The sequence below is a fragment of the Bacillus sp. TE9106W genome (assembly GCF_054062215.1).
Genome location: NZ_JBSSFA010000006.1, coordinates 52,549 through 75,998, shown reverse-complemented (window position 1 = coordinate 75,998; position 23,450 = coordinate 52,549). Strand labels below are relative to the sequence as shown.

The window sequence follows — 23,450 nt, the reverse complement described above, 5'->3', positions numbered from 1 at the left end:
ACCCCTCTGGCCATAAAAGGGCAGAAGGGTTGTGTGTTAGTCGGCATTATTCATCCCTCTGTCCCAGTCCGTTATTGGATCAAGGCAGAATCCAAGTTATTATTTTTCGTATTGCTTCGAATCATGGTGCAGTTCGCTCTGATACTGCCCACATTCGAACTAATTATAGCAAACTCCAAAAAGGAATTACTACATTTTTTGAAAAAATAATTTTTATTCTTATTACGATATGTGAAATTTATAAGTAAATGATTCAATCATAGAAAGATAAACTTTTTAAATACATGGTATAACTCATAAAATAATGATGCAGGTTAATTGAGGGGATATACTTACAAAAGGAGAATTGCGAATGTCTATAAACAAATGGTTATTTCGATTCATCGGTTTTCTTGTGATGCTTGTGGTAATAACAACTTTAAATTCCCTCAATGTATTTGCCTCAGTTAACACCTTGGCACAACCTATTGCGTCAGCGAAAGTGATTGAAGTTGAGCTAAACGATGATTACTTTAATCCAAACGTCATCACGATTCCAATTAACGAATCAACAACATTACTGTTGAAAAATAAAGGTAAGAGTGAGCATACCTTTACAGTCAAAAAACTCGGTATTGACGTCGTCGTCGAGTCAGGAAAAGAAAAAAACATTACCGTGAAACCTAAAAGTGCCGGTACATATGAATTAATATGTCGATACCATCTCCTCAAAGGAATGGAAGGTAAAGTAATCGTCAAATAAGAAGCAAACTCAACTGGACGATCTTTTAAAATGAAACTTAAATATTAAAAGATTTTATTAATATGGAAATAAAAAAGAAGTTCCAAAAGAGGAACTTCTTTTACTTAATTTCGATATCCGCAGAATGAATATGATGTACTTTTCCTTCATGGTCTTCTAGGAGCAATACACCATCCTCTGTAATTCCTTTTGCTACACCCGTAATCGTCTCTCTCATCGTTCGAGCGGTAATTTCTTTCCCAATGCTTACAGCGTAACTTTCCCAAAGAATTTTAATAACAGAGAAACCATTTTGTAAATACTCTTCATATAATTTTTCTAGTTGTAAAAAGATTTGTTGCATAAGCTCTGCACGAACAATTGGCTTACCAGATTCAATCGCTAAAGAAGTAGCAATATGCTGAATTTCCTCATCAAAATGTTCTTGCTTTTGATTCGCATTAATACCAATACCCATAATGACAGCATTAATTTTATCAGGATCAGCCTGCATTTCTGTTAATATACCTACAGCCTTTTTTCCTTGAATTAAAATATCATTCGGCCATTTTATTCCTACGTTTACACCTGTGCATTTTTCAATTGCTTGCGCAACGCTAACAGCGGCTAACAAAGTAAGTTGTGGTGCATGATGAACTGGGATTGACGGACGTAAAATAATACTCATCCAAATTCCCGTTCCTTTTGGAGAGTGCCATTTTCTGCTTAAACGACCTCTACCCGCTGTTTGTTCTTCTGCCACAACAATTGTTCCTTCTTCTGCACCTTCATAAGCAAGCTTTGCTGCAATATGCTGCGTTGATTCAACAGACTCTTCAAAATACACTGTTCTACCAATATGTTTCGTTTGTAACCCTAACTGTATTTCATTCGCAGTCACTTTGTCTGGCTTACTTGCAATTCGATAACCTAATCGACGCACTGCTTCAAGTTCGTAGCCCTCATTCCGAAGGTCCTCCATATGTTTCCATACAGCGGTTCTCGAGCAACCAAGTTTATCACTAATCGTTTGGCCAGATACAAACTCTCCATCCGCCTCAGAAAAAACTTGCAATAACTGCTTTCTTATAGTAGATTGCATCCTTGCAGCCACTCCCTTATACACTCTTTCTCATTAACTACATTTCCTTGTACGATTGCTTCCTCAATCTTTTGAATCATTTCAGCAACCCATGGACCGGGTTTTTTACTTGCCCAGTTTAACAAATCATTCCCAGTCACATCCATCTCTTGTCGACTTTTGATTGGCAATGCTTGAAACAACGTTTGTACCCGTTCAACAGATGTATGATCATAGCTTTCCATCATCGCTTCATATACTCTTTCTGCCATTTCAGCTATATGAATTCCCGTTTTATAAAGAAAAACTGTATCCCAATCCTTCTCCTTTCTCTTACGGATTGTTAATAAAACTGCGACGATATCTTTTATTTTTTTATTTGAAAACTTCCATTGACGTAAAAAGACAGATGGATGTTCTTCTCCAATACAATATAAGAAAAACGACCATGTCTCAATGTCTGTTTCAAAAGAATCCCAGTTATACTGCGTAGCTTTTAATAATCTCTCTTCTGACATTTGTAGATATGGCAGATGAGAATATAGTTTCGTTTCCACTAATTCTTTGAGACCCTTCACGCAATATGTGCCAGTTAACAGTTTTTCAAACTCCACTGTAATTCTCTCAATTGCTATATGTTCCAGCAAATGTCCATATGTTTCAATTGCTTGTTTCGTTTTCGTCTCTAAAGAAAAACCTAACGTACTTACGAACCGAATACCACGCATCATTCGCAGGGCATCTTCTTGAAAACGATCCGCAGCATTTCCCACTGTCACAATTTCTCTCTTTTGAATCGCTTCCTGTCCTGCAAATAAATCGACCATTTCGCCTTCTTCTGTCATGGCAATTGCATTCATTGTGAAATCACGACGTTTTAAATCCTCTTCTAATAAACGAACAAATTGAACACTACTAGGTCTTCGAAAATCTTCATATTCACTCTCTGTTCGAAAAGTGGTTACCTCATAAGGCTCACCATTTTCTACTACAATTACAGTTCCATGTTCAAGACCAACAGGAACATGTCTTGGAAATATAGCCATCACTTCTTCTGGTAAAGCAGATGTCGCAATATCAATATCTCCAATCGGCCTATCGATAATAAGGTCTCTTACGCTTCCACCGACAAAGTAAGCCTCATGTCCTTGCTGCTTTAAAGTCTCAATAATAGAACTAGCTTTTTTAAATCTTTCCATTTTTGTCATCCCTTAGTACATCATAGTAAATCGTTTCATATTGTGAGACGATTTTTTCAGAGCGAAACTGCTCGTAAACACTTTCTCTCGCTCGCTCTCCCATATTACGGTGAAGTTCTTCATCCTTTAATAGCTGAATGGCTTGATCTGCCACTCCTGTTGTATCGCCAACTTCACATAAATATCCTGTATCACCATGTTGAATGACTTCTGGAATACCTCCAACCCTTGTTCCGATACAAGGTACACCACACGCCATCGCTTCTAATAAAACAAGACCAAAACTCTCCTTCTCTGATAAAAGCAACATTAAATCACTCATCGCAAGTAGTTCTGCAACATTATCTTGCTTCCCTAAGAATAAGACGCGATCTTCAATATGTAAATTTTTCACCAACTGTAAAATCGTGCAAAATTCTGGTCCATCTCCAACAAGAAGCAACTTCGCATCTACTTCTGTAACAATTTTAGCAAATGCCTGCACAACATCTTGCACACGTTTCACTTTACGGAAGTTTGAAATGTGAATGAGTATCTTTTCACTCTCACTTATACCGTATTCTTTCTTTAATTGGGTCATATCACGTTTGAAATATACACGTTCGTCTATAAAGTTATATACCGTTTGAATGTCTTTATTTGGTTTTACAAGCTCATGCGTTTCGTTAATTAATGAATGCGAGACAGCTGTCACAACATCAGATTGCTCAATACCAAAACGAATTAAATTATTTAGCGAAGGGTCGGATCCTAACACAGTAATATCTGTTCCATGCAAGGTTGTAACAATTTTAATACGCTCTCCAATCATTTGTTTTGCTAAATAAGCACAAATGGCATGTGGTATTGCGTAATGCACATGTAAAATGTCTAGGTTTTCTCTTTGTGCAACCTCTGCCATTTTACTCGCTAACGCTAAATCGTATGGTGGATATTGAAATACAGAGTATTGATTTACCGTCACTTCATGAAAATAAATGTTTGGATACACTTTATTTAACCGGAATGGTAAACCCGATGTAATAAAATGAATTTCATGCCCGCGTTCCGCTAATTGCTTTCCTAATTCTGTTCCAACAACTCCAGAACCACCTACAGAAGGATAACATGTAATACCTATTTTTAATTTCATTTACATCCCCCTATTAAATCAGCATGTAATAAAACCGGCTTCTTACTCATAAATCCTTCGGCATATAAGACTCCAACTTCTTTTCCAAACATTTTCTCACGAGCGACTACAGTTTCAACGTAACCTTCTGTTAACGGCGTTTTCACACCATCACTCCCTGTTGAAAACTGACTTTCATACGCTTCTAATGCTTCCACTTTTTGCGATACGTATTCACTAATATCTATACAAAAATTCGGTTTATGAAAACCATTAATCATATAATGATAAAAAGACTCCACACGATGTGGTGGAACCTCTGGCATATATTTGCGAATTCCCGCTGAAAAAATAGCTTCTTCCACAAGTTTTGCACAATTTGCATGATCTGGATGACGATCTTCATAATACGGCGCAAAAACTAGTTTTGGTTTATATGTACGAATTACCTTTACAATTTCACGTATATACTCTTCTTTCATATACAAACCACGGTCTGGCATCGCTAAATTTAGTCTCGTTTTTACTCCCATTATACGAGCTGCCGCCTTTGCTTCTTCTTTTCTTAACTCTATCGTTCCGTTAGAAGAAAGATCAGCTTCTGTTAAATCACAAATACCTACTTCATACCCTTGCTTCGTATATTTAGCAATAGTACCCGCCATGCCGATTTCAACATCATCGGCATGGGCACCAAACGCTAATATATGTAATCCACTCATAATTGTTCCCCTCATTTTCTTAACTTGCGGTAATCTAAATCTCCTCGCTCTAATGCGTGCATTAACATTTCAGCACTTGCCATATTCGTCGCAAGTGGAATTGCATATACATCACATAAACGAAGCAATGCATTCACATCCGGTTCATGCGGTTGTGCTGTTAATGGATCGCGGAAGAAAATTACCATGTCTAAATCATTTTTTGCAATCATTGCCCCAATTTCTTGATCGCCGCCAAGAGGACCAGATTGATATCTTGTTACAACTAAGCCGGTCGCTTCCATAATACGAAGTCCTGTCGTTCCTGTTGCAAATAATTCATGTTGTTCAAAAATTGGTTTATATGCGTATGCAAACGAAACCATGTCGTCTTTCTTTTTGTCATGTGCGATTAAGGCAATTTTCATCCATTGTCTCCCCTTTAGTCGATAATATTTTCTAAACCGTACACAAGATGATCTAGATTCATTACTGTCTCAATTGATAGTTTTACACCAGACATAAATGATGCACGATTGAATGAATCATGACGAACTGTTAACATTTGTCCGTCTCCACCAAACATTACTTCTTGGTGTGCAATAAGTCCTGGTAAACGTACACTATGAATATGAATGCCGTCTACATTTGCACCACGAGCCCCTTCTAGTTGCTCTACTTCATTTGGATGACCTTGCTGCTTTGATTCACGATTTTGACGAATCAATTCTACTGTTTTTACCGCTGTACCAGATGGTGCATCTAGTTTTTGATCATGATGCAATTCAATTACTTCAACATCTTGGAAGTATTTCGCTGCCATTTGTGAGAATTTCATCATAAGAACTGCACCAATTGCAAAGTTTGGAGCGATAATTGTTCCTACTTCTTTTTCTTTCGCAGTCTCGGTTAATTGTTTTAGCTCTTCTTCTGTAAATCCAGTTGTACCAATAACAGAACGAAGTCCACGCTCAACTGCTAGTGTAACGTGTTGTTTCCCAACTTCTGGAGTTGTTAAATCTAACAACACATCTGCTTCTACTTCCTCTAAACAAGTATGTAAATCTGCGTAAATAGGTGCATCTAGCGCTGGCATTCCCGGTAAATCAGAGATTTTCTCTCCACCATGCTTATAATCCACTGCTGCTACTAAATTAAAATGTTCCGTTCTTTCCATAAGAAGAACTGCTTCATGTCCCATACGTCCTCTTGGTCCAGCGATAATTACTTTAATTTCTTTCATTATTCTTTCTCTCCCTCATCAATACGTGTCCAGCGATCTTTATCGCGAGTATTAAATTTATTCATTACAATGTTATGTGCTGTTTCTAAATCAATATTTAAACTATTTGCCATACAAATCATAACAAATAATACATCTCCAAGCTCTTCTTCAATACTACGTTCTTTTTCAGTTGTTTTCTTCGGTTTCTCACCATAATAATGATTAACCTCTCTTGCAAGCTCCCCCATTTCTTCCGTTAAACGAGCCATCATTGCAAGTGGACTGAAATAACCTTCTTTAAACTGACCAATATATGCATCAACTTCTTTCTGCATATCCTTCATCGTTTTCGCTTCCATACAATTCACCTCTAATCCTTCCTCTTTCATGTTAGCCAATTCATCGCGATTTGACAAATATTATTCCCCGCCAAACACCTATTTGCGACCCTTTTTGGGAAAGATTATAATAAAGTGAAACTTCTTTTGCCTTTTTTGCAAAAGATCAGCCCGCACCAATCGGGTTCCTACGGCTGGTTTGCCTTTCTTCAAAGCTTTATCTCCTACCAGCCGTTGGAACGGGGTAAAGTGAAACTTCTTTTGCGTTTTTGGCAAAAAATCAACCAGAACCAATCGATTTTTATAGCCTTCACTATTTTCACTAGCAACTAGAAATTACTTATCATTATGTTTTACCGTTTCAGCGGAGCAATGCCATTTACATAATTAGGGGGATTTCTATATGACATCAAATTTGAAGATTCGAAATATCATTTTTATTTTAATCGGTTCCGCTATTTTTTCTTTCGGTATTGTGAATATCAATATTGAAAATCACCTTGCAGAAGGTGGATTTACCGGTATTACACTATTATTGTATTTTCTATTTAAGTTTGATCCTTCTTATTCAAACTTAATTTTAAATATCCCTATATTTTTCATTGGTTGGAAATTACTTGGAAGAACAACGTTTATCTATACACTAATCGGTACCTTTAGCGTATCTTTATTTCTATGGATTTTTCAGCGTTACGAAGTTCTCAACTTACATTTAAACTTACAAAATGATATGACACTCGCAGCTTTATTTGCTGGGGCATTTATTGGTATCGGTCTCGGGATCATATTTAAATACGGCGGAACTACTGGCGGTGTAGATATTATTGCGAGACTCGCTCATAAATATGTTGGCTGGAGTATGGGGAAAACGATGTTTATGTTTGATGCTATCGTCATTATCGTCTCTATCCTTACCTATTTATCATATCGCGAGGGTATGTATACGTTAGTTGCTGTTTTTATCGGGGCGAAAGTCATTGATTTTATGCAAGAAGGAGCCTATGCAGCAAAAGGAGCAACTATTATCTCAGATAAAAACGATGAAATTGCTGCTAAGATTTTATCTGAGATGGAGCGCGGAGCAACCTTTTTAAAAGCTGTTGGATCTTATACAAAAGTGGAACGGAACGTATTGTATTGCGTTGTTGCTAAAAATGAAATTGTGAAATTAAAAAATATTATTACTTCTGTAGATCCTCATGCATTTGTTGCAGTAAGTGACGTACATGATGTAGTTGGTGAAGGTTTTACGTTGGATGAAAATAAAAACCCATTACATACATAAACACAACTAGAAAAGCTTTTTAGCTTTTCTAGTTTTTTATTACATATTGCTTAAGTTTCTCTAAATCCTCATAAATAAGTTCCAATAAGCTCCGATTATAAAAAATGGAAGCAGGATGGAAGGTCGGAAAAATATGATATTCTTTCTCTGACCATGTAAATTCTGCACTTTGCATATCCTTTAATTTTTGAATGGGCTGTTTTAATAATTGCCCGTGTACATCTGTGATTTTTTTATCTTTTCCTGTTAAACGTTGAAGACCGATATTGCCAAGCGTGACGATTAGCTTCGGATTTAGTTTCTCTAATTCATAATCTAACAAAGGTGCATGGGCAACTATTTCTCCTTGATTTGGCGTTCTATTATACTTTTTTTGTATAATAGAACCATTTCGTTCTTTTTTCTCTCGCCACTTATAAGGTCTACTCCGAACAGCACTCGTAATATATACTTCTTCCCTTGTAACGTGAATACGTTCTAAAAAACCCATTAATTGTTTTCCCGCTCTCCCGCTAAACGGAATCCCATTATGAATTTCTGTTTCACCAGGCGCTTCTCCTAACAACATAAATTTCGGATTTTCAGGGCCTTGTCCACTTAAAAAACCTTCTAATTGATAAGGAGCACTACGCTCTTTCACCTGTTTTACTAAATGGTCTGGATATTTCATTTCCCCCCACCGCCTTTCCGCATTACTTCTATTATTTCTATTTGCAATACATTATATAATTCAATCCATAAAACAAAAAAGACTATCAAAATTGATAGTCTTTAGTCGTCGCTACGCTGCATACCAGTATAAATTAATACGAGACGTAATAATTCAAATACTGCTACAGCTGCAGCTGCTACATATGTTAATGCTGCCGCATTTAATACTTTACGGGCTTGGCCATATTCATCTGTTGATACGATTCCTAACGCTTCAATTTGTTGCATCGCACGCTTTGATGCATCAAACTCAACTGGTAATGTAACGAGTTGGAACACAACACCTGCTGCCATTAAAATGATACCTAAAAATATCATATTAGCCATTGATGCAAAAATACCGATCATAATAAATATCCAAGAAATATTTGAACCAAAGTTTGCAACTGGCACTAACGAATGACGAATACGCATAAAGTTATAATCTTTTGCATCTTGAATTGCGTGTCCTACTTCGTGTGCTGCAACTGCTGTACCAGCAACTGAATGACCGTAATAGTTATCTGTTGATAATCGAACTGTTTTCGCAGTTGGATCATAGTGGTCTGATAAATGACCTGGTGTTTCTTCAACAGCTACATTGTATAATCCATTTTCATCCAAAATTTTCCGAGCCACTTCTGCTCCTGTCATACCTGATGTTGAATAAACTTGTGAATACTTGCTATAGGCACTACGTACTTTTGACTGTGCATACAACGGTATGATCAAAATGATCGCGAAGTAAATTAAATAAAACATCATGAACCTCCATTGAAGTTTTAATTATAGTACTTCTCATTCTATTTTCTTCTGCCACCATTGTCAATGAATAAACCTTACAATCCGTATCTTTATTTATTACATTATCTATTCTTAGAATGGACATTACTTTTTCTTTTTTCTCTCTCTCCTTTATACTTTCTCCACCCAACATAAGTTAATGTGAATAAAATAAGACCTCCAGTAATTGTCATAAACCAAATGAGAGAAGGTGCAATTTCATCTTTTTTTACTGTATGAAATATTTTTTGCAAATCCCCTTTAATGATTCCTAATTGCATTTGCCCACCTTTTGTTTTTAACATAACGTTACGAAATTCATCCAAATAAGATAAATGGGCATTTACACGCTGCACTTCATTTTCTGGCAAGGCAATCATTAAGCTTGGATAAATAATATTAAATTCATGTAAAAATGTGTTTAACGTTTGTTGAAACTGTCCCGTATCTTCTTTTTTCATCGCTTTTTCCATTTGAGAAAAGGCATCCATTACTTTTCCTTCTCTTTCCATCCAAAGTGGTTGATATTTCGATACTTGCGCATCGACAGCGAGCTGCAGGGCTAACACATTATCAATTTTAACTTGTTTCCTTACATCTTCTTCCGCGAGAGATTGTTTCGCCTTGTCGTAAGCTAAAGAAATAACTCTAACTTGATCTGGCGTTACTTCCTGCTTCTTTTCATTCCCCTTTATTACAAACTGCTCCGAAAAATGTTGTAGTACTTGTACTGCTTTTTCATCTTCATTACGCTTCACTAATTGTAATGAGTCATCTAACAAACCTGTTAGTTCACTCCACTCCTCAGCATATATACGTAACGGAAACATGATAATTAGAAATGCAATCAGTCCAATTAATGTTCTCTTCATCACGGTCCCCCCTATAACTACTAGTACAAAATATGTTAATGTGGACAAGAATAGAACAGAACTGGACCGAAAAATATATTATCGTTTTACAAACAAAAAAATTCTCTTTAAGCAGAGAATTTTTTATTTGACATCCTTTTCTTTTTTAAAAAGTATCTATACAAACTGTAACAAAGTATGCTACCAAATAAAATGAATAATAAAATAGCACACGCAGCATGCATAAAGAATTCTTCTGGTAACATTAATATAATCGGATCCTTCTCAGGATCAAAAACCCAATAATCATTACTGAATAAAAGCTTATGGAATATCACAAAACTCTTTTCAAAATTAATAGCAATAGGTAACATTAACGCTATCGGAAAAATGATTGTTAAAATAGATCCATGTAGTAAAAACTTTTCATTTTTCTTTTTTAACAAATACATGCCGCCTATCATTGCAATCATAATTGTTGCATACATTACATATTGAATCTTTACTAAAATGTTTTTCACATCTACAAAATGAATACGGCCATTTGTAGACATATCTAGTGTTGGCAAATGTAATGCTCCGTCATAAAATGGCGATAAATATGTGATCAGCACATTATAATTTCTTTTAATGTCACCTTTCGTCATATCCGCTAAATCTGGAATGTTTAAAAAATCAATTTCAAAATAATATAGCCATTTTCCGTATACAACCGCCGTTGTTGCGAGTGCAAATATAGAAAATGCTATGCTATATGAAACAACTATCGTAATCAATCGATTCAATATTTTTGTACCAGTCTTATTTTTCTTCATTTTCTCCCCCTACATATTCTAACTATCATAAAGAAAACTGTTTTCGGTTCTCACGTAAGCAATAATAATATGTAATACATAGCACAGTAATACTTAGCCAAAACGTAAAATAACCAATTTCTCCTACAAACAAATGCATAATTCCATATCTCGGCATTTGCCAAAATAAATAATCAATTGCATCATTATGTAATGTCCATATAGCTGCTACCGCAAAATGCCATTTTTTTATACGGTAAAACGGTGCATATAGCACTGCTTGTACTGCCATCGCAAAATGCGAAAGCATTAACATATACCCGATAAAACCAATAGGACCTTTTACATAAATCATAACCCCATTTACAACAACAGCCCATATTCCATATTTTATTAAAGTAACAATCGCTAGCGCCTCTATTAATCCCCAGTTTCTCTTGATTAAAAAAGCAATTAAAACAAAGACAAAAAAGAGACTCGCCATAGGGCTATCGGGTACAAACGGCCAAAATATAGGAGAAGTTTCTTTTAATTGATTCCCATACCATATAAATCCGTAAATTGTACCTAATAAGTTAACAACTAATAAAAATAACAATACCGAGCGTTGCCTTAATATTGCATACATGTAAACCAAGCTGTATGTCCAACACCTTTCTTTCATCAAACTCTACTCTATTATATAGTAAACTTTCTTTCATCAAAATAAAAAGCTGACTACAAATTTTGTAGTCAGCTCCCTATTACTTTTTATTATACTTTGCAATGAATTCCGAAAGCTTCTTCAGCTCCTCATCGGTACCTTTAAATATATCTTTTGGCATCGCACCTTTTCCATCTTTCGCAATTTTAGCAATTTCTTCTGGCTTTAAAGTTAAGTTTTGCAGTGCCGGTGCTGCTGCCCCGCCCTGTAAATTGTCACCGTGACATGTTAAACAAGTATTTTTTTGCATTAACTTATAGCCATCATCATTTTTATCAACTGGTACTGTTTTTACAATTGCTCCTTGTTTTTTTGCAGCTTCCCAGTCGTGGTGCGCTACAGATTCCCAAGTTAAAAAGATAATCGATGCAACTGATAAAAGCATAAATCCTGTTGCTACAGGACGCTTCAATGGGCGTCTTTCTGGACCTCGATCAAGAAATGGAGCTAATAGTAATGCGCCAAAGGCAATCCCTGGCATAATAAACGCTCCAATTACAGTAAATGAGCCAGAAGCATAAGAATACTTTAATAACTGATACAAGAATAAGAAATACCAATCTGGAAGTGGTATATATCCGGCATCAGTTGGATCCGCCATTCTCTCAAGTGGTGACGGATGTGCCACTGTTAAACATAAATAACCGATTAAAAAAACTGCACCTACCATCCATTCTTTTAACAAGAAGTTCGGCCAAAATGCTTCTGTTTTTCCTGGGTATTCAGAATAGTCTTTCGGAATATTAGGCTTCCGAGCTACTGGTACCCGAGAATCTCCTACAAACTTCATCCCTTTGCCGCGATGCATAATCTCCCTCCTTTAGTTCTTTCCCCTTTAATTTAGCAATCTCTTATAGTGGACCGGAAATACCTTGTTTGCGAATCATGATGAAGTGGAAGGCCATTAAACCTAGAAGTGCTGCTGGTAAGAAGAAGACGTGAATAGCAAAGAAGCGAGTTAATGTTTGAGCGCCAACAATTTCGGAATGACCAGCGAGTAATGTTTTAATATAAGGACCAATGAGCGGTGTTTGCTCTGCAATTTGAATCCCTACTTTCGTAGCAAATAACGCTTTCATATCCCATGGTAATAAATATCCGGTAAAACCAAGACCTAACATAACAAAGAAAATAAGAACACCAACAATCCAGTTTAACTCACGAGGCTTTTTATACGCACCCTGGAAGAAAACCCTAAGTGTATGTAAAAACATCATTACAATGACGAGACTAGCACCCCAGTGGTGCATACCACGAACAATTTGTCCGTACGCAACCTCATTTTGTAAATAATAAACTGATTCCCATGCATTTTTAATATCAGGCACATAATACATCGTCAAAAACATTCCAGATAAAATTTGAATTACAGTAACGAAAAAGGTAAGTCCTCCAAAACAATAAACGAATGCAGAGAAGTGATGTGCCGGGTTTACATGCTCAGGTACTTCATGATCAGCGATATCGCGCCATATTGGTGTAATATCTAATCTTTCATCTACCCAATCATAAATTTTATTTAGCATCTACTTTGCACCCCCTCTTGGCTTCGCTTTACCTAAATACAGCGTCCCGTCTTTCACTTTAGATTCGTATACATCAAGTGGTGCAATGGGCGGCGTACCTTTAATGTTCATCCCATCTTTTGTATAACGACCCCCGTGACATGGACAAAAGAATTGATTCGGATGTGATTTGTCCGAATTCCAGTTCACTGTACATCCTAAATGTTTACATACTGGAGAGAACGCAACAATGTCTCCGCTTTCATCTTTATGAACCCAAGCTGATTTTGGCTCTTCGGACTTGTACCAACCATCAACCTGCTTCACCTTAAAGTCGAAACGTTTCGGCTCTGTTGTAATATCCTTTACTTGTGCAACAGCAACCATATCCGTTCCCGCTTCTTTTCTTAACACCGGATCAAGCGCAAATCGCGTCATCGGCATTAAAATACCCGCCGCCATAAAGCCTCCTACCCCTGTAAGGGTATAATTTAAAAACTGTCTTCTTGACACACGATGTTCTTTCTCGCTCACGAAAATTTCCCCCCTCTATCAGAAATTGTCCCCTCGTGATAAATTATATAAAAAATAAAAACTAGGACACTATCATGATATAATACGCTCATGCACAGGTCAATATCATACTACTCATAATAATAAGAACTTTCTGTTTATTATTATTTTCCCCATTTTTCTTCTAGCATCACCATTACATTTTTTATATGTGCATGAATCACTTCTCTTTTCGCTTGATCACTAAATTGTTCTAACGCTAACGAAGGAAACCAAAATAAATCCCCCTGTAATTCTTGCATATCTTCTTTCCATGAAAAATCACTTGTAACATAAGCAATATGCTTAAAACCTTGCTTTTGTAAATGCTTTGTCCATTCTTGCAAACGACCTTTTTCATTTTTTTGACTTTCTACTAAATACGTAAATGCAGGTAGTAAAAGGACTCTTCCTTTATATTCTCTTTCCAACTCCCTACTCAACAATTCAATAAATTCACCTTGTTCTACTACCGTTTTCATTTCTTTCGCTGCCGAAATTGATAAAAGTGGTATAACACCTGTATCTACATATTCTCTTGCTTGCTCAAACTGTTCCACATCTTTTACAATCCATTTCAAATGTCTTCCCTCCCCCACCTATAAATGACAGAACTTTCACTTTATATATATTAAACCATACTAAAAGAGGTAAAAAAAGAAAAACTACCTATATTAAGGTAGTTTTTCTTGAAAAAGTCTGAAATTTGTAAAATTTTATGAATCCAAATGAATTCTATAACATCTTTAACTCCGCTGTTAACCTATGAAACGCTTCCTTATCTTGCTTATCCAGCGCTTCATCAATTTGTTTCAAAAGACGTTCTCTTCTAAAAGAAAATACACTTTCTTCTAAAAATCTTTCTGCAAGTAAACGATCTTTTTCATTTACTTCAATGTGCTTTGGTAAATACGGGTTTTCTTCTAATACAGCTACGTAATTGGCATTTTGAAACGATGATTTAAAATTGAGTTGAATATAAATATCCTCATCTCGATTTAAGCGAATATCATGAAACGATTTTTCAGCATCTGTTGTCATAACATTTTGTTTAAAAAAGTGAAACGGTGTGTCTTTTACACAATTCGCGGACATTACTAAGCCACGCGGACAATATTTTGCATGCTCTACGAAGTGGACTTTATGCATCAATTGGTCGTGACTCATTAAGTAATTCAAAATCCATACACATTCACGCTGTTTCAGTTGGTAATTATTCAAAAACCATTTTACAAAATCCTTCTTCTCGTTTACAGAAACAGGGGTATTCATAGCAATTAAGTCCCTCCTCTGTCTTTCTCTTTTCTTTTTAGATTCAAGAAGCGGTATTCAGTTTCCTTCCAACTTATGAAAAATCCTCTAAATTATATAACAATTCTTCAATATGAATTTGTGTCGGGTCTAGTTGTATTAACTGAGTAAATACTTCTTTCGCCTCTTTTCGCATACCTTCTTCCAATAAGAAATAACCGTACTCTTCCAAGAAGTCTGGATGATTCTTAAAAGAAGTATATGCACTTTCATAGTGTTTTAATGCATCAGAATACATTTCTAATTGTTTTTTTGCATACGCAAGATCCCAAAGTAGTTGTGTATCTGGTTCTCCACTATCGATAGCACGCTCTACAACGGCAATTAGCTCTTCATACTTTTCTTGTTCCTTTAAGATATATGCATATTTTAATGTTGCACCTAAATGTCCTGGATCTAACTCAAGCGCTTTTTGAAGCACTTCCTCTGCTTCCGCTATTTTCCCTAATTTCGCTGCAATGTTCGCTAATTCTACATAAAATGGTACAGAAAGTTCATCTACTTTAATTCCTTCATGAAGTGTTTCATAGCTTTCTTGAAGCATTCCTTCTTTTTCATAGCTTTTCGCTAAATACATGTAAAGGGATGCATACTCAGGATCTAATTCTTTTAGTTCTTGCCAAGCACCAATTGCTCTTTGGTATTCTTCACCTTGATATAATGTGAAGGCATATCCAAACAATGAGTGAATATCTTTTTGTTCTTCTAAACCTGCTTCGTAGTAAGAAATCGCCTCTTCCCAATTTCCAATCGCACTTAACGTTTCTCCAAGGCGTAGTGCAATGACAACACCACCCATTACTTTATGTTCCGCTAATAGCGACTCATAATAAGTGATTGCCTTTTGTTCTTCACCTTTACTACTATATAACTCTGCTAATCCAAACGTAATGACAGGTTCGTCAGGCATCATTTCTTTCGCCTTTAATAGTTTTTGTTCTGCTACATCATCAAAACCTTGCATTTGGAATAAATCCGCAACTAGTAATAACGATTGAACATATAAATCATCATTTTCTGGAATATCATGAAGCACTTCAATCGCTTCATCTTCTTTGTCTAGATCAATATATAATTCTGCTAAAAATACAGTGAATTCACTTTCTTCTGGATACAATAAACGCAAGTCTTCTGTAATAGATAACGCTTCATCCGTAAATCCAAGTGTATGATAATAGCGAGCGATATCATACTTCTCTTCATCATTCGCAATTTTTAATTGTTCTTTTAACAATTGTAATCCTTTTTCCGCTTCACCATTTTCAATATATGAAACAGCTTGTTCAAACTTTTGCATAAACGTCTCCTTTAATTCTAAAAAATATTCTTTTCTGTTCATTTATCATAAGCAACTCATTGTTAGAACGCAACCTTTAGAATGTGCATGCTTCTTCTTACAGAGTAGTTAATTGTTCAAAAGGTTCGGATATGATACCGATACCTTCTTATCTTCTTCTATTGTACCGCTTTCTTTTATGACCGTGCAAATAACTTCTCCCACTAATTATCGAGCCATACAAATCGTAATTTACAGAACAACTTAATTACCAAACTTCAACTTTTTTAATGCGATAAAAAAGACTCCTCTAATAGGAGCCTTCACAATCTCTTAAGAATATGTTTCCTCTTTCTGTACTTGCTCATTTACAAGTTCTTTCAGTAACTCTATAATTTCATCATTTTCTTCTTTCAAACCGACAGTAATACGAATGCCATCATCGATACCAAATGCAGCACCAGAACGAACAATATATCCTTTTTTCATTAATCGTTCGAAAGCTTCATTACCAGGAATACCGAGTTTTAAGAAAATGAAATTTGTTTGAGATGGATAATAGAATACGTTATATTCCTTACAAAATGCGTAATATTGATGTAATCCTTCTTCATTCTTTTTCACACATTCTTGTAAAAATGCTTGATCTTCTAATGCAGCAAGTGCTACAGATTGCGCTACAGTCGATGTATTAAATGGTAACCTCGCTACTTCTAACTGCCCGATTAACTCCGTATTACCAACTGCATATCCGATACGGAAAGCAGCTAGACCATATGCTTTTGAAAACGTACGTAATACCATAAGATTTTCATACTTTTCAAGAAGTGGTAATGTTTGCGGATAGTCTTCTGCTCCCGCATATTCATAATATGCTTCGTCCATAATAACAAGCGCTGACTTAGGAACTGATTCTAAAAATGAAAGTAATTTTTGTTTTTCTACATATGTACCTGTCGGATTATTCGGGTTACAAATCCATACAATCTTCGTTTGATCATCTACTTGCTGTAACATCGCATCTAAATCGTGAATGCCATCTTTAAGTGATACTTCACGAACTTCTGCTCCTTCAATAACAGCATGGTGATGGTATTGCGAGAATGTTGGATTCGCCATTACAACATTTGTTCCTTCGTGTAGTAACGCACGACTAATCATTTGAATAACTTCATCTAATCCACTACCAAATAACAGTTGTTCCGCTTTAACACCTAAATGTTTTGCTATTTGTGTCCGAAGTTCAAAGGCATGTCCATCTGGATAAAGAGCATATTGACTCGCTAAAGAAGTTAATGCTTCTGTTACGCGTGCTGAGCAACCGAACGGATTTTCGTTCGATGCCAATTTCACAATTTTTGATAACCCATATTCCCTTTTTACTTCTTCAATATTTTTCCCAGGTACATATGCTCTCAAAGTTAACAATTGCTCTTTCACTCTCATTTTTCTTCCCCCAGTCATTTTATTGAATTCGATTACAATACAATTTTAGTCCTTTACTGTAATCTTTTATCCTAACCGTCACTATTACGAAAACACCTCAAAATAAGCACTTCATGGCTACTCTCTATCATTTATTTTTAAACCATATCCTTTTGAAATGCCTCTAACGCAATATGAACAGTCTCATCAGGAATAGATACAACATTCACTACCCCATATTCCTGCATAAGTACCATATGAATTGTCCCTGCATTCGCTTTCTTATCTTGTTTCATCAACCCGACGAGGCGTTCTACACTTAAATCACTTGGCATTTTTGGATAGCCGTACTTCAAGAACCACTGCTTCATCTCTTCATAAGCAAGATTCACCTTATACACTTGTTCACTTAAGAATATAGCAAATAACATTCCAACCGCTACTCCATCACCGTGAGTAATATTTCCGTATCCTAGTTCTTTTTCGAGAGCATGGCCTAACGTATGCCCAAAGTTCAAATGAGCACGTACACCTTTTTCTGTTTCATCTTGCGCTACAATGTTTGCCTTTACAGGAATCGCCTTCGTTAATATGTGGATTAATTTCTCATCACGAAGATCTGCTAATGTTTGCACTTCTTCTTTTAGCCAATGATATAGCTTTACATCACCAATTAGAGCATGTTTTATCACTTCTGCATAACCTGAGCGCCACTCTTTTTCAGGGAGAGACTGTAAAAACGGCGTATGATATACAACTGCTTCCGGTTGATGGAATGCACCTATCATATTTTTACCTAACGGATGATTGATTGCTACTTTCCCACCTACCGCGCTATCGTGAGCTAATAAAGTCGTCGGAACTTGAACAAAGCGAATTCCACGCATAAACGACGCAGCAACAAAACCAGCTAAATCTCCAATCATCCCACCTCCAAGTGCAACAATTAAAGAATTTCTATCTAATTTATTTTCAAGAGCTGACGTATGAGCCGCATAGAAATTTTCAAAGGACTTCTCTTTTTCACCACTCGGTACAACGAATGAAAATACTTTTTGATCTATTTGCAACGCGTCTACAGCTGTCTGTAAATGTAAAGATGCAACAGCTTCATCTGAAATGATCATAATATTTGATACAGATGGCTGCATGTTTTGAACGATTGTTGTCAAATGTGACAACGATTCTCTTCCTACATATACATCATATTCTTTTGATTTCGTTTGAATATGTATGTTTCCCATTAAAATCCCCTCGCATATTCATTATGTTTCTCAATATTTTCACGAATAAGGTCCATACGATCTAATCCGAATTGTTCTATTAAAGCTGTCGCTAACTCCCAAGCTACAACCGCTTCTGCAACGACACTAGCTGCTGGAACAGCACAACTATCTGAACGTTCAATACTTGCTGTAAAAGGCTCTTTCGTATCAATATCGACACTTTGAAGAGGTTTATATAGTGTAGGTATCGGTTTCATCACTCCGCGCACAACAATTGGCATTCCAGTCGTCATACCGCCTTCTAAACCACCCGCGTTATTTGTTCTTCGTGTATATCCATGCTCTTCATCCCACAAAATTTCATCATGAACTTCGCTACCCGGTCTATGTGCTGCTTCAAAACCAATTCCAATCTCGACCCCTTTAAAGGCATTAATGCTCATTATTGCGGCTGCTAATTTTGCATCTAGTTTTCGATCATAATGCACATAGCTGCCTACTCCAATTGGCATTCCTTCCACAATTACTTCCACGATGCCACCGATTGAATCACCATTTGATTTCGCATCATCAATTGCTTTTATCATTTGATTACCAGCTTCTTCATCTAAACAGCGCACAGGTGATGCTTCTGTAATACTTTTTAATTCTTCAATTGAACGATACGTAGTCTCTTTAGCCTGTACACCGCCAATTTCAATTACATGGCCCGCTACTGTAATACCAAGTTCCGCTAACACTTTTTTAGCAACCGCACCAGCAGCAACACGCACTGTCGTTTCGCGAGCTGAAGAACGTTCCAGTACATTTCTCATATCTCTATGACCATATTTAATCGCACCATTTAAATCAGCATGTCCAGGTCTTGGTTTTGTTACTTTCCTTTTCATTTCTTTTTCTTCTTTTTCCGTTAACGGCTCCGCACCCATAATTTTTATCCAATGTGCAAAATCACGGTTTTCAACAACAAGTGCAATTGGAGAACCTAATGTCTCTCCATGCCTAACACCACTTACAATTTGCACTTGATCTACTTCAATTTGCATGCGTCTACCACGCCCATATCCCTTTTGCCTTCTAGCTAACTCTTCATTTATATCATCCGCTACTAATGGTAGTCCGGCTGGAACACCTTCTATAATCGTTGTAAGTTGTGGACCATGAGATTCACCAGCTGTAATATATCGCATACGTTATTCCTCTTTTCGCATATGTATTTATCTCGCTATATTAAGCAATAATTTTATCTTTCATTACTCTAAAAATATGAAAGAGTTATTCATACATCAGCCATTCGCTTATTCTCCGATAGGCCTTTACTTTACATATCAATATATCATAACAGCTCTAACTTCGTAACTAATAGAAATAAAAAAAGTGCAAGAAGAATACCCCTATTCTCCTTGCACTTTCTACTATTATCACAGTGATTAAAGCGTTTACAAATTATTTCAAAATAATTAGTAAATCCATTCATTCATTAATTTTGAATAGTCAACTAATTCTTCTTCCTTAAAGAAAATACCAATCTCGCGCTCTGCACTTTCTAACGAATCAGAACCATGGATAATGTTTTTCGCAACAGTTACACCGAAATCTCCACGAATTGTTCCAGGAGCGGCTTCATGTGGTCTTGTTTTACCCATCATGTTACGAGCTGTATCTACTACACCTTCACCTTGCCATACCATTGCGAATACAGGACCAGATGTAATAAAGTCTACTAATTCACCAAAGAAAGGTTTTTCTGTGTGCTCAGCATAGTGTTGTCCAGCGATTTCTGGAGTGACTTGCATTAATTTTGCACCAACTAATTGAAAGCCCTTCTTCTCAAAACGAGCTACAATTTCCCCAATGAAGGCACGTTGTACACCGTCTGGTTTAACCATTAGAAATGTTTTTTCCATAAAAAATCTCTCCACTTCTGAATTATGTATGTAATTGTATATCCCCACACACATATTAACACCCTTATCACAATTGTGCAATAGTTTTGAAATAGAGAGATTATTTTATTTTTTAGAAAAAACACTAAAATTTTCGTTTTCCAATATACTTTGCTACATTTTGTAATGCATACTTCGCTTGTCCACGTGGGAGTGGTTTTATCATTTCTAATGCTTTATGTAAATAACGTTCACTAAACGCAAATGCTTTATCAATAGCAGCACTATTCTTTACAGCTTCAATAATTTCTTTCATTTCGTCCGCTGTTGTATTTTCATGTACAGATCTGATTTTCTTACAAAGGATTGGATCTTCCATAGCATATAGGGCAGGAAGCGTAATGTTTCCTTGCAATAAATCACCACCAGCAGGTTTTCCAAGTTTCTCTTCTGTAGAAACGAAGTCTAAAATGTCATCAATAATTTGATACGACATCCCTACGAAATAGCCATACCAAAACAGACGACTTACCGTATCACGATTAGCGCCAGCAGCAATCGCTCCTAGTTGGCAACTTGCAGCAATTAATAAAGCGGTTTTTCGCTTTATTCTTCTTAAATATGTTCTTAAATTTTGGTCATAGTTATACTTATCTTTAATTTGTTCGATTTCACCTTTACAAACTTCTAAAATGGTATGCGATAGCGCCTGATGCGCCTCTGGAATTTCAATATTCGTTATACATTCAAGAGACTTAGCGAATAAATAGTCCCCTGTATACATTGCAATACGATCTCCCCATTTCGCATTCACAGTTGCACTACCACGTCGTAAAAACGCAGCATCAATAACATCATCGTGAACAAGAGAAGCCATATGAATAAGTTCTAACGCAACAGCTACATGCTTAATTGCATCTAACTTATAATCTCCAAATTTCCCCGCAAGCAACACAAATACAGGACGAATTCGCTTCCCACCAGCTTCAATAAGTTGTAATGCCGCCTCTTCTACTAATGGCTGTTCAGAAGCAACTGTCTTTTTTAATTCTTTTTCTATCACATTAATATCCGATCGTAAAAAAGAGTACATAAGTTGTAACTTCATATTGTTCACCTTAACCTAAAACTTCTTTTTTCTATTTTGATTCTGGTTTCATGCCTAAATGCATCGCTGCTACCCCAAAAGTAAATGGCTTCACTTGCACACGTTCAAGTCCAGCTTTTTCGAACATATTAGCCAATTCTTTCATACCTGGGAATGTACTAGCAGATTCTTGTAGCCATGAATATTCTTTATAACTTTTCGCAAATAACTTTCCAAATAACGGCATGATATATTTAAAGTATAAAATATAACCTTGTCGAAAACCAATCATTGTTGGTTGAGATGTTTCTAAACAAATTACTTTTCCACCTGGTTTTACTACACGCGTCATTTCTTTTAATACGTGCATATAATCCGGTACATTACGTAAACCAAATCCAATCGTTACATAATCAAACGTGTTATCTTCAAATGGAAGTTCCATTGCATTCCCGTGCAGAAGTTCTACTTGTTTTAATTGTAACGCCTCTACCTTTTGCTTACCAACAGATAACATATTTTCACTGAAGTCTAAACCAACAACCTTGCCCTGTTCACCCACCGCTCCAGCTAGCGCAATTGTCCAGTCCGCTGTCCCGCAGCATACATCAAGCGCTTTACTACCTGGTTTTACATCCATAATGCGCATCGTCTCTTTGCGCCACGCTTTATGTCTTTGAAAACTAATTACAGAATTCATCACATCGTATTTATCAGAGATTTTCTCAAATACATCATGTACTCTTTCTTCTTTTGATTGTTGCATGCTCGTACCTTCTTCCAATGTAAAATTGCTTATGTCTTCGATTTATCTCTTAACACAGAGTTTATTTCGCTTATATCTGTGTGATTTTCTAAAAATTGATTTTCTTTCTTTCCAAGTTTCATCATCCATCCATTCATAACTGTTTCTGCATCTGCTTTATCGTTCACAATCCCTTGAACAGCTTGAAAAACAGGTGAATGTTGTTTATTAACATGTAGTTCACATTCTTTTTGGAGACGATTTTTTCCTAGTACATACGTTATAAACGGCTTCCAATGCGATAAATGAAAATGATCACATGTTTTTTGCAACAGTGCAGACTCAATCATTACTACACTTTCCATTATGTCATCCACCGTTTTATGCGCTTTTTGATATAACATTATTTTGTGTTCATTAATTTCTTTAATTCCTTCAGCAAGCGCACGAATTAAAACAATATCACGATTCATAGACAATAAGTAATAATATAACCCGCTATAGTAATCACCAGCAAGCACTGTTAACTGGCGACGCTTATGCGATTCATTTGCTTCTTCCCCTGCTTTATTTGATACTCTTTCATGTGTATCAAGCGCAATTTGCACAAGCATAATCGTCACTACATAATGCTCAATTTGTTCTATATGTAAATTTGCACCTTTTAAAGCACCATATAACAATGCGATTTTCTCTTCATCAATAAATGGTTCTTCAATATAGTTTATAAAATAAGGATGGCGTAATTTCACCATCAATTTCTCTCTTATACCCGCATACCCTCCGTAGATGTCACACACAAAAATCACCCTTGTTTTCTAATTCATAAAACTTATTATAACACATACACTCTATTTTCTATAACCAAAACTTGGCTACTCTTTCCAAACTTCTACCGAACTATATAACCTCTTCTATTCTTTTAAGTAATCTTTCTATTCTCACTGCGCCTCGC

Annotated in this window: 27 protein-coding genes; 2 read left to right on the top strand and 25 right to left on the bottom strand. The window is 36.1% G+C overall.

Translation table 11 applies throughout. The features are described from left to right. The first annotated feature begins 352 nt into the window (after positions 1 to 352). On the top strand, positions 353 to 742 hold the full coding sequence (locus tag ACVWY7_RS13390; protein WP_062922144.1) for a cupredoxin domain-containing protein: 390 nt from the start codon (positions 353 to 355) through the stop codon (positions 740 to 742). Positions 743 to 842: 100 nt separating this feature from the next. On the opposite strand, the gene ACVWY7_RS13385 is transcribed toward ACVWY7_RS13390, so the two are convergent. The 7 genes from ACVWY7_RS13385 to ACVWY7_RS13355 are packed head-to-tail and all read right to left on the bottom strand — an operon-like array spanning position 843 to position 6,397. Next, positions 843 to 1,823, bottom strand: coding sequence for a biotin--[acetyl-CoA-carboxylase] ligase (locus tag ACVWY7_RS13385; RefSeq protein WP_001192044.1), 981 nt, complete (start codon positions 1,821 to 1,823; stop codon positions 843 to 845). Continuing rightward, complete coding sequence (locus tag ACVWY7_RS13380; RefSeq protein ID WP_431174757.1) at positions 1,808 to 3,001, bottom strand: CCA tRNA nucleotidyltransferase; 1,194 nt, start codon at positions 2,999 to 3,001, stop codon at positions 1,808 to 1,810. The genes ACVWY7_RS13385 and ACVWY7_RS13380 overlap by 16 nt, the downstream gene beginning before the upstream one ends. Further along, a complete protein-coding gene (gene bshA / locus ACVWY7_RS13375; RefSeq protein ID WP_000768296.1) occupies positions 2,988 to 4,133 on the bottom strand; it encodes an N-acetyl-alpha-D-glucosaminyl L-malate synthase BshA in 1,146 nt (381 codons plus the stop codon). The genes ACVWY7_RS13380 and bshA overlap by 14 nt, the downstream gene beginning before the upstream one ends. After that, a complete protein-coding gene (gene bshB1 / locus ACVWY7_RS13370; protein WP_000015666.1) occupies positions 4,130 to 4,834 on the bottom strand; it encodes a bacillithiol biosynthesis deacetylase BshB1 in 705 nt (234 codons plus the stop codon). The genes bshA and bshB1 overlap by 4 nt, the downstream gene beginning before the upstream one ends. Before the next feature lie 11 nt (positions 4,835 to 4,845). Then, the gene (gene mgsA / locus ACVWY7_RS13365) at positions 4,846 to 5,241 is read right to left on the bottom strand and encodes a methylglyoxal synthase (protein ID WP_000684755.1); all 396 of its coding nucleotides are present in this window, start codon (positions 5,239 to 5,241) and stop codon (positions 4,846 to 4,848) included. A 14-nt stretch (positions 5,242 to 5,255) separates the two neighbouring features. Beyond that, positions 5,256 to 6,056 carry a dihydrodipicolinate reductase gene (gene dapB / locus ACVWY7_RS13360; RefSeq protein WP_431174758.1) on the bottom strand — a complete coding sequence of 267 codons (801 nt, stop codon included), beginning with the start codon at positions 6,054 to 6,056 and terminating at the stop codon, positions 5,256 to 5,258. Continuing rightward, positions 6,056 to 6,397 carry a nucleotide pyrophosphohydrolase gene (locus ACVWY7_RS13355; RefSeq protein ID WP_002108639.1) on the bottom strand — a complete coding sequence of 114 codons (342 nt, stop codon included), beginning with the start codon at positions 6,395 to 6,397 and terminating at the stop codon, positions 6,056 to 6,058. The genes dapB and ACVWY7_RS13355 overlap by 1 nt, the downstream gene beginning before the upstream one ends. 382 nt (positions 6,398 to 6,779) lie before the next feature. On the opposite strand from ACVWY7_RS13355, the gene ACVWY7_RS13350 reads away from it, so the two are divergent. Then, the gene (locus tag ACVWY7_RS13350) at positions 6,780 to 7,661 is read left to right on the top strand and encodes a YitT family protein (protein WP_000203305.1); all 882 of its coding nucleotides are present in this window, start codon (positions 6,780 to 6,782) and stop codon (positions 7,659 to 7,661) included. Positions 7,662 to 7,689: 28 nt separating this feature from the next. Here ACVWY7_RS13350 and ACVWY7_RS13345 read toward each other — a convergent pair whose 3' ends face one another. The 18 genes from ACVWY7_RS13345 to ACVWY7_RS13260 form a co-directional block, all read right to left on the bottom strand. Further along, positions 7,690 to 8,331 (bottom strand): uracil-DNA glycosylase, encoded by a 642-nt coding sequence (locus ACVWY7_RS13345; RefSeq protein ID WP_000876857.1) that lies wholly within the window; start codon positions 8,329 to 8,331, stop codon positions 7,690 to 7,692. Positions 8,332 to 8,432: 101 nt separating this feature from the next. Then, positions 8,433 to 9,113: a zinc metallopeptidase gene (locus ACVWY7_RS13340; protein ID WP_000499536.1), complete on the bottom strand. Its 681-nt coding sequence runs from the start codon at positions 9,111 to 9,113 to the stop codon at positions 8,433 to 8,435. 104 nt (positions 9,114 to 9,217) lie between these two features. Next, positions 9,218 to 10,006 (bottom strand): sporulation protein YpjB, encoded by a 789-nt coding sequence (ypjB, locus tag ACVWY7_RS13335; protein ID WP_000831595.1) that lies wholly within the window; start codon positions 10,004 to 10,006, stop codon positions 9,218 to 9,220. Positions 10,007 to 10,113: 107 nt separating this feature from the next. Further along, on the bottom strand, positions 10,114 to 10,800 hold the full coding sequence (gene lit / locus ACVWY7_RS13330; protein ID WP_000739804.1) for a lipoprotein intramolecular transacylase Lit: 687 nt from the start codon (positions 10,798 to 10,800) through the stop codon (positions 10,114 to 10,116). A gap of 25 nt (positions 10,801 to 10,825) precedes the next feature. Beyond that, positions 10,826 to 11,416 (bottom strand): lipoprotein heptaprenylglyceryl N-acetyltransferase LhaT, encoded by a 591-nt coding sequence (gene lhaT, locus ACVWY7_RS13325; RefSeq protein ID WP_002198578.1) that lies wholly within the window; start codon positions 11,414 to 11,416, stop codon positions 10,826 to 10,828. A gap of 106 nt (positions 11,417 to 11,522) precedes the next feature. Further along, entirely contained in the window at positions 11,523 to 12,290 is a 768-nt protein-coding gene (gene qcrC, locus ACVWY7_RS13320) for a menaquinol-cytochrome c reductase cytochrome b/c subunit (RefSeq protein WP_000554610.1), read from the bottom strand. A gap of 43 nt (positions 12,291 to 12,333) precedes the next feature. Beyond that, complete coding sequence (gene qcrB, locus ACVWY7_RS13315; RefSeq protein WP_000932700.1) at positions 12,334 to 13,008, bottom strand: menaquinol-cytochrome c reductase cytochrome b subunit; 675 nt, start codon at positions 13,006 to 13,008, stop codon at positions 12,334 to 12,336. Next, positions 13,009 to 13,521, bottom strand: a complete 513-nt coding sequence (qcrA, locus tag ACVWY7_RS13310) for a menaquinol-cytochrome c reductase iron-sulfur subunit (RefSeq protein ID WP_001290422.1) — start codon at positions 13,519 to 13,521, stop codon at positions 13,009 to 13,011. A 143-nt stretch (positions 13,522 to 13,664) separates the two neighbouring features. Next, the gene (locus ACVWY7_RS13305) at positions 13,665 to 14,120 is read right to left on the bottom strand and encodes a YpiF family protein (protein WP_000871323.1); all 456 of its coding nucleotides are present in this window, start codon (positions 14,118 to 14,120) and stop codon (positions 13,665 to 13,667) included. 154 nt (positions 14,121 to 14,274) lie between these two features. Continuing rightward, complete coding sequence (locus ACVWY7_RS13300; protein WP_001095923.1) at positions 14,275 to 14,811, bottom strand: ReoY family proteolytic degradation factor; 537 nt, start codon at positions 14,809 to 14,811, stop codon at positions 14,275 to 14,277. 73 nt (positions 14,812 to 14,884) lie between these two features. Continuing rightward, positions 14,885 to 16,147, bottom strand: a complete 1,263-nt coding sequence (locus tag ACVWY7_RS13295) for a tetratricopeptide repeat protein (protein WP_001168680.1) — start codon at positions 16,145 to 16,147, stop codon at positions 14,885 to 14,887. A 312-nt stretch (positions 16,148 to 16,459) separates the two neighbouring features. After that, a complete protein-coding gene (gene hisC, locus ACVWY7_RS13290; RefSeq protein ID WP_001264007.1) occupies positions 16,460 to 17,572 on the bottom strand; it encodes a histidinol-phosphate transaminase in 1,113 nt (370 codons plus the stop codon). Between the two features lie 137 nt (positions 17,573 to 17,709). After that, a complete protein-coding gene (aroB, locus tag ACVWY7_RS13285) occupies positions 17,710 to 18,795 on the bottom strand; it encodes a 3-dehydroquinate synthase (RefSeq protein WP_456523833.1) in 1,086 nt (361 codons plus the stop codon). Further along, complete coding sequence (aroC, locus tag ACVWY7_RS13280; RefSeq protein WP_332280584.1) at positions 18,795 to 19,967, bottom strand: chorismate synthase; 1,173 nt, start codon at positions 19,965 to 19,967, stop codon at positions 18,795 to 18,797. Before aroC ends, aroB begins: the two co-directional genes overlap by 1 nt. Before the next feature lie 270 nt (positions 19,968 to 20,237). Then, the gene (gene ndk / locus ACVWY7_RS13275) at positions 20,238 to 20,684 is read right to left on the bottom strand and encodes a nucleoside-diphosphate kinase (protein WP_000415887.1); all 447 of its coding nucleotides are present in this window, start codon (positions 20,682 to 20,684) and stop codon (positions 20,238 to 20,240) included. Positions 20,685 to 20,808: 124 nt separating this feature from the next. Next, the gene (hepT, locus tag ACVWY7_RS13270; protein WP_000776082.1) at positions 20,809 to 21,771 is read right to left on the bottom strand and encodes a heptaprenyl diphosphate synthase component II; all 963 of its coding nucleotides are present in this window, start codon (positions 21,769 to 21,771) and stop codon (positions 20,809 to 20,811) included. A gap of 31 nt (positions 21,772 to 21,802) precedes the next feature. Further along, the gene (gene menG, locus ACVWY7_RS13265; RefSeq protein ID WP_001187667.1) at positions 21,803 to 22,516 is read right to left on the bottom strand and encodes a 2-heptaprenyl-1,4-naphthoquinone methyltransferase; all 714 of its coding nucleotides are present in this window, start codon (positions 22,514 to 22,516) and stop codon (positions 21,803 to 21,805) included. A gap of 29 nt (positions 22,517 to 22,545) precedes the next feature. Further along, a complete protein-coding gene (locus tag ACVWY7_RS13260) occupies positions 22,546 to 23,295 on the bottom strand; it encodes a heptaprenyl diphosphate synthase component 1 (RefSeq protein ID WP_033681776.1) in 750 nt (249 codons plus the stop codon). Positions 23,296 to 23,450: the final 155 nt, after the last annotated feature.

Coding starts and splice junctions, on each gene's coding strand:
- ypjB (WP_000831595.1), bottom strand. CDS start 10,006: ATGAAGAGAACATTAATTGGACTGATTGCATTTCTAATTATCATGTTT.
- menG (WP_001187667.1), bottom strand. CDS start 22,516: ATGCAACAATCAAAAGAAGAAAGAGTACATGATGTATTTGAGAAAATC.
- mgsA (WP_000684755.1), bottom strand. CDS start 5,241: ATGAAAATTGCCTTAATCGCACATGACAAAAAGAAAGACGACATGGTT.
- ACVWY7_RS13390 (WP_062922144.1), top strand. CDS start 353: ATGTCTATAAACAAATGGTTATTTCGATTCATCGGTTTTCTTGTGATG.
- qcrB (WP_000932700.1), bottom strand. CDS start 13,008: ATGCTAAATAAAATTTATGATTGGGTAGATGAAAGATTAGATATTACA.
- ACVWY7_RS13380 (WP_431174757.1), bottom strand. CDS start 3,001: ATGGAAAGATTTAAAAAAGCTAGTTCTATTATTGAGACTTTAAAGCAG.
- hepT (WP_000776082.1), bottom strand. CDS start 21,771: ATGAAGTTACAACTTATGTACTCTTTTTTACGATCGGATATTAATGTG.
- ACVWY7_RS13340 (WP_000499536.1), bottom strand. CDS start 9,113: ATGTTTTATTTAATTTACTTCGCGATCATTTTGATCATACCGTTGTAT.
- bshB1 (WP_000015666.1), bottom strand. CDS start 4,834: ATGAGTGGATTACATATATTAGCGTTTGGTGCCCATGCCGATGATGTT.
- aroB (WP_456523833.1), bottom strand. CDS start 18,795: ATGGGAAACATACATATTCAAACGAAATCAAAAGAATATGATGTATAT.
- ACVWY7_RS13350 (WP_000203305.1), top strand. CDS start 6,780: ATGACATCAAATTTGAAGATTCGAAATATCATTTTTATTTTAATCGGT.
- hisC (WP_001264007.1), bottom strand. CDS start 17,572: ATGAGAGTGAAAGAGCAATTGTTAACTTTGAGAGCATATGTACCTGGG.
- dapB (WP_431174758.1), bottom strand. CDS start 6,056: ATGAAAGAAATTAAAGTAATTATCGCTGGACCAAGAGGACGTATGGGA.
- ACVWY7_RS13345 (WP_000876857.1), bottom strand. CDS start 8,331: ATGAAATATCCAGACCATTTAGTAAAACAGGTGAAAGAGCGTAGTGCT.
- bshA (WP_000768296.1), bottom strand. CDS start 4,133: ATGAAATTAAAAATAGGTATTACATGTTATCCTTCTGTAGGTGGTTCT.
- ACVWY7_RS13385 (WP_001192044.1), bottom strand. CDS start 1,823: ATGCAATCTACTATAAGAAAGCAGTTATTGCAAGTTTTTTCTGAGGCG.
- aroC (WP_332280584.1), bottom strand. CDS start 19,967: ATGCGATATATTACAGCTGGTGAATCTCATGGTCCACAACTTACAACG.
- qcrC (WP_000554610.1), bottom strand. CDS start 12,290: ATGCATCGCGGCAAAGGGATGAAGTTTGTAGGAGATTCTCGGGTACCA.
- ACVWY7_RS13355 (WP_002108639.1), bottom strand. CDS start 6,397: ATGGAAGCGAAAACGATGAAGGATATGCAGAAAGAAGTTGATGCATAT.
- ndk (WP_000415887.1), bottom strand. CDS start 20,684: ATGGAAAAAACATTTCTAATGGTTAAACCAGACGGTGTACAACGTGCC.
- ACVWY7_RS13295 (WP_001168680.1), bottom strand. CDS start 16,147: ATGCAAAAGTTTGAACAAGCTGTTTCATATATTGAAAATGGTGAAGCG.
- ACVWY7_RS13300 (WP_001095923.1), bottom strand. CDS start 14,811: ATGAATACCCCTGTTTCTGTAAACGAGAAGAAGGATTTTGTAAAATGG.
- lit (WP_000739804.1), bottom strand. CDS start 10,800: ATGAAGAAAAATAAGACTGGTACAAAAATATTGAATCGATTGATTACG.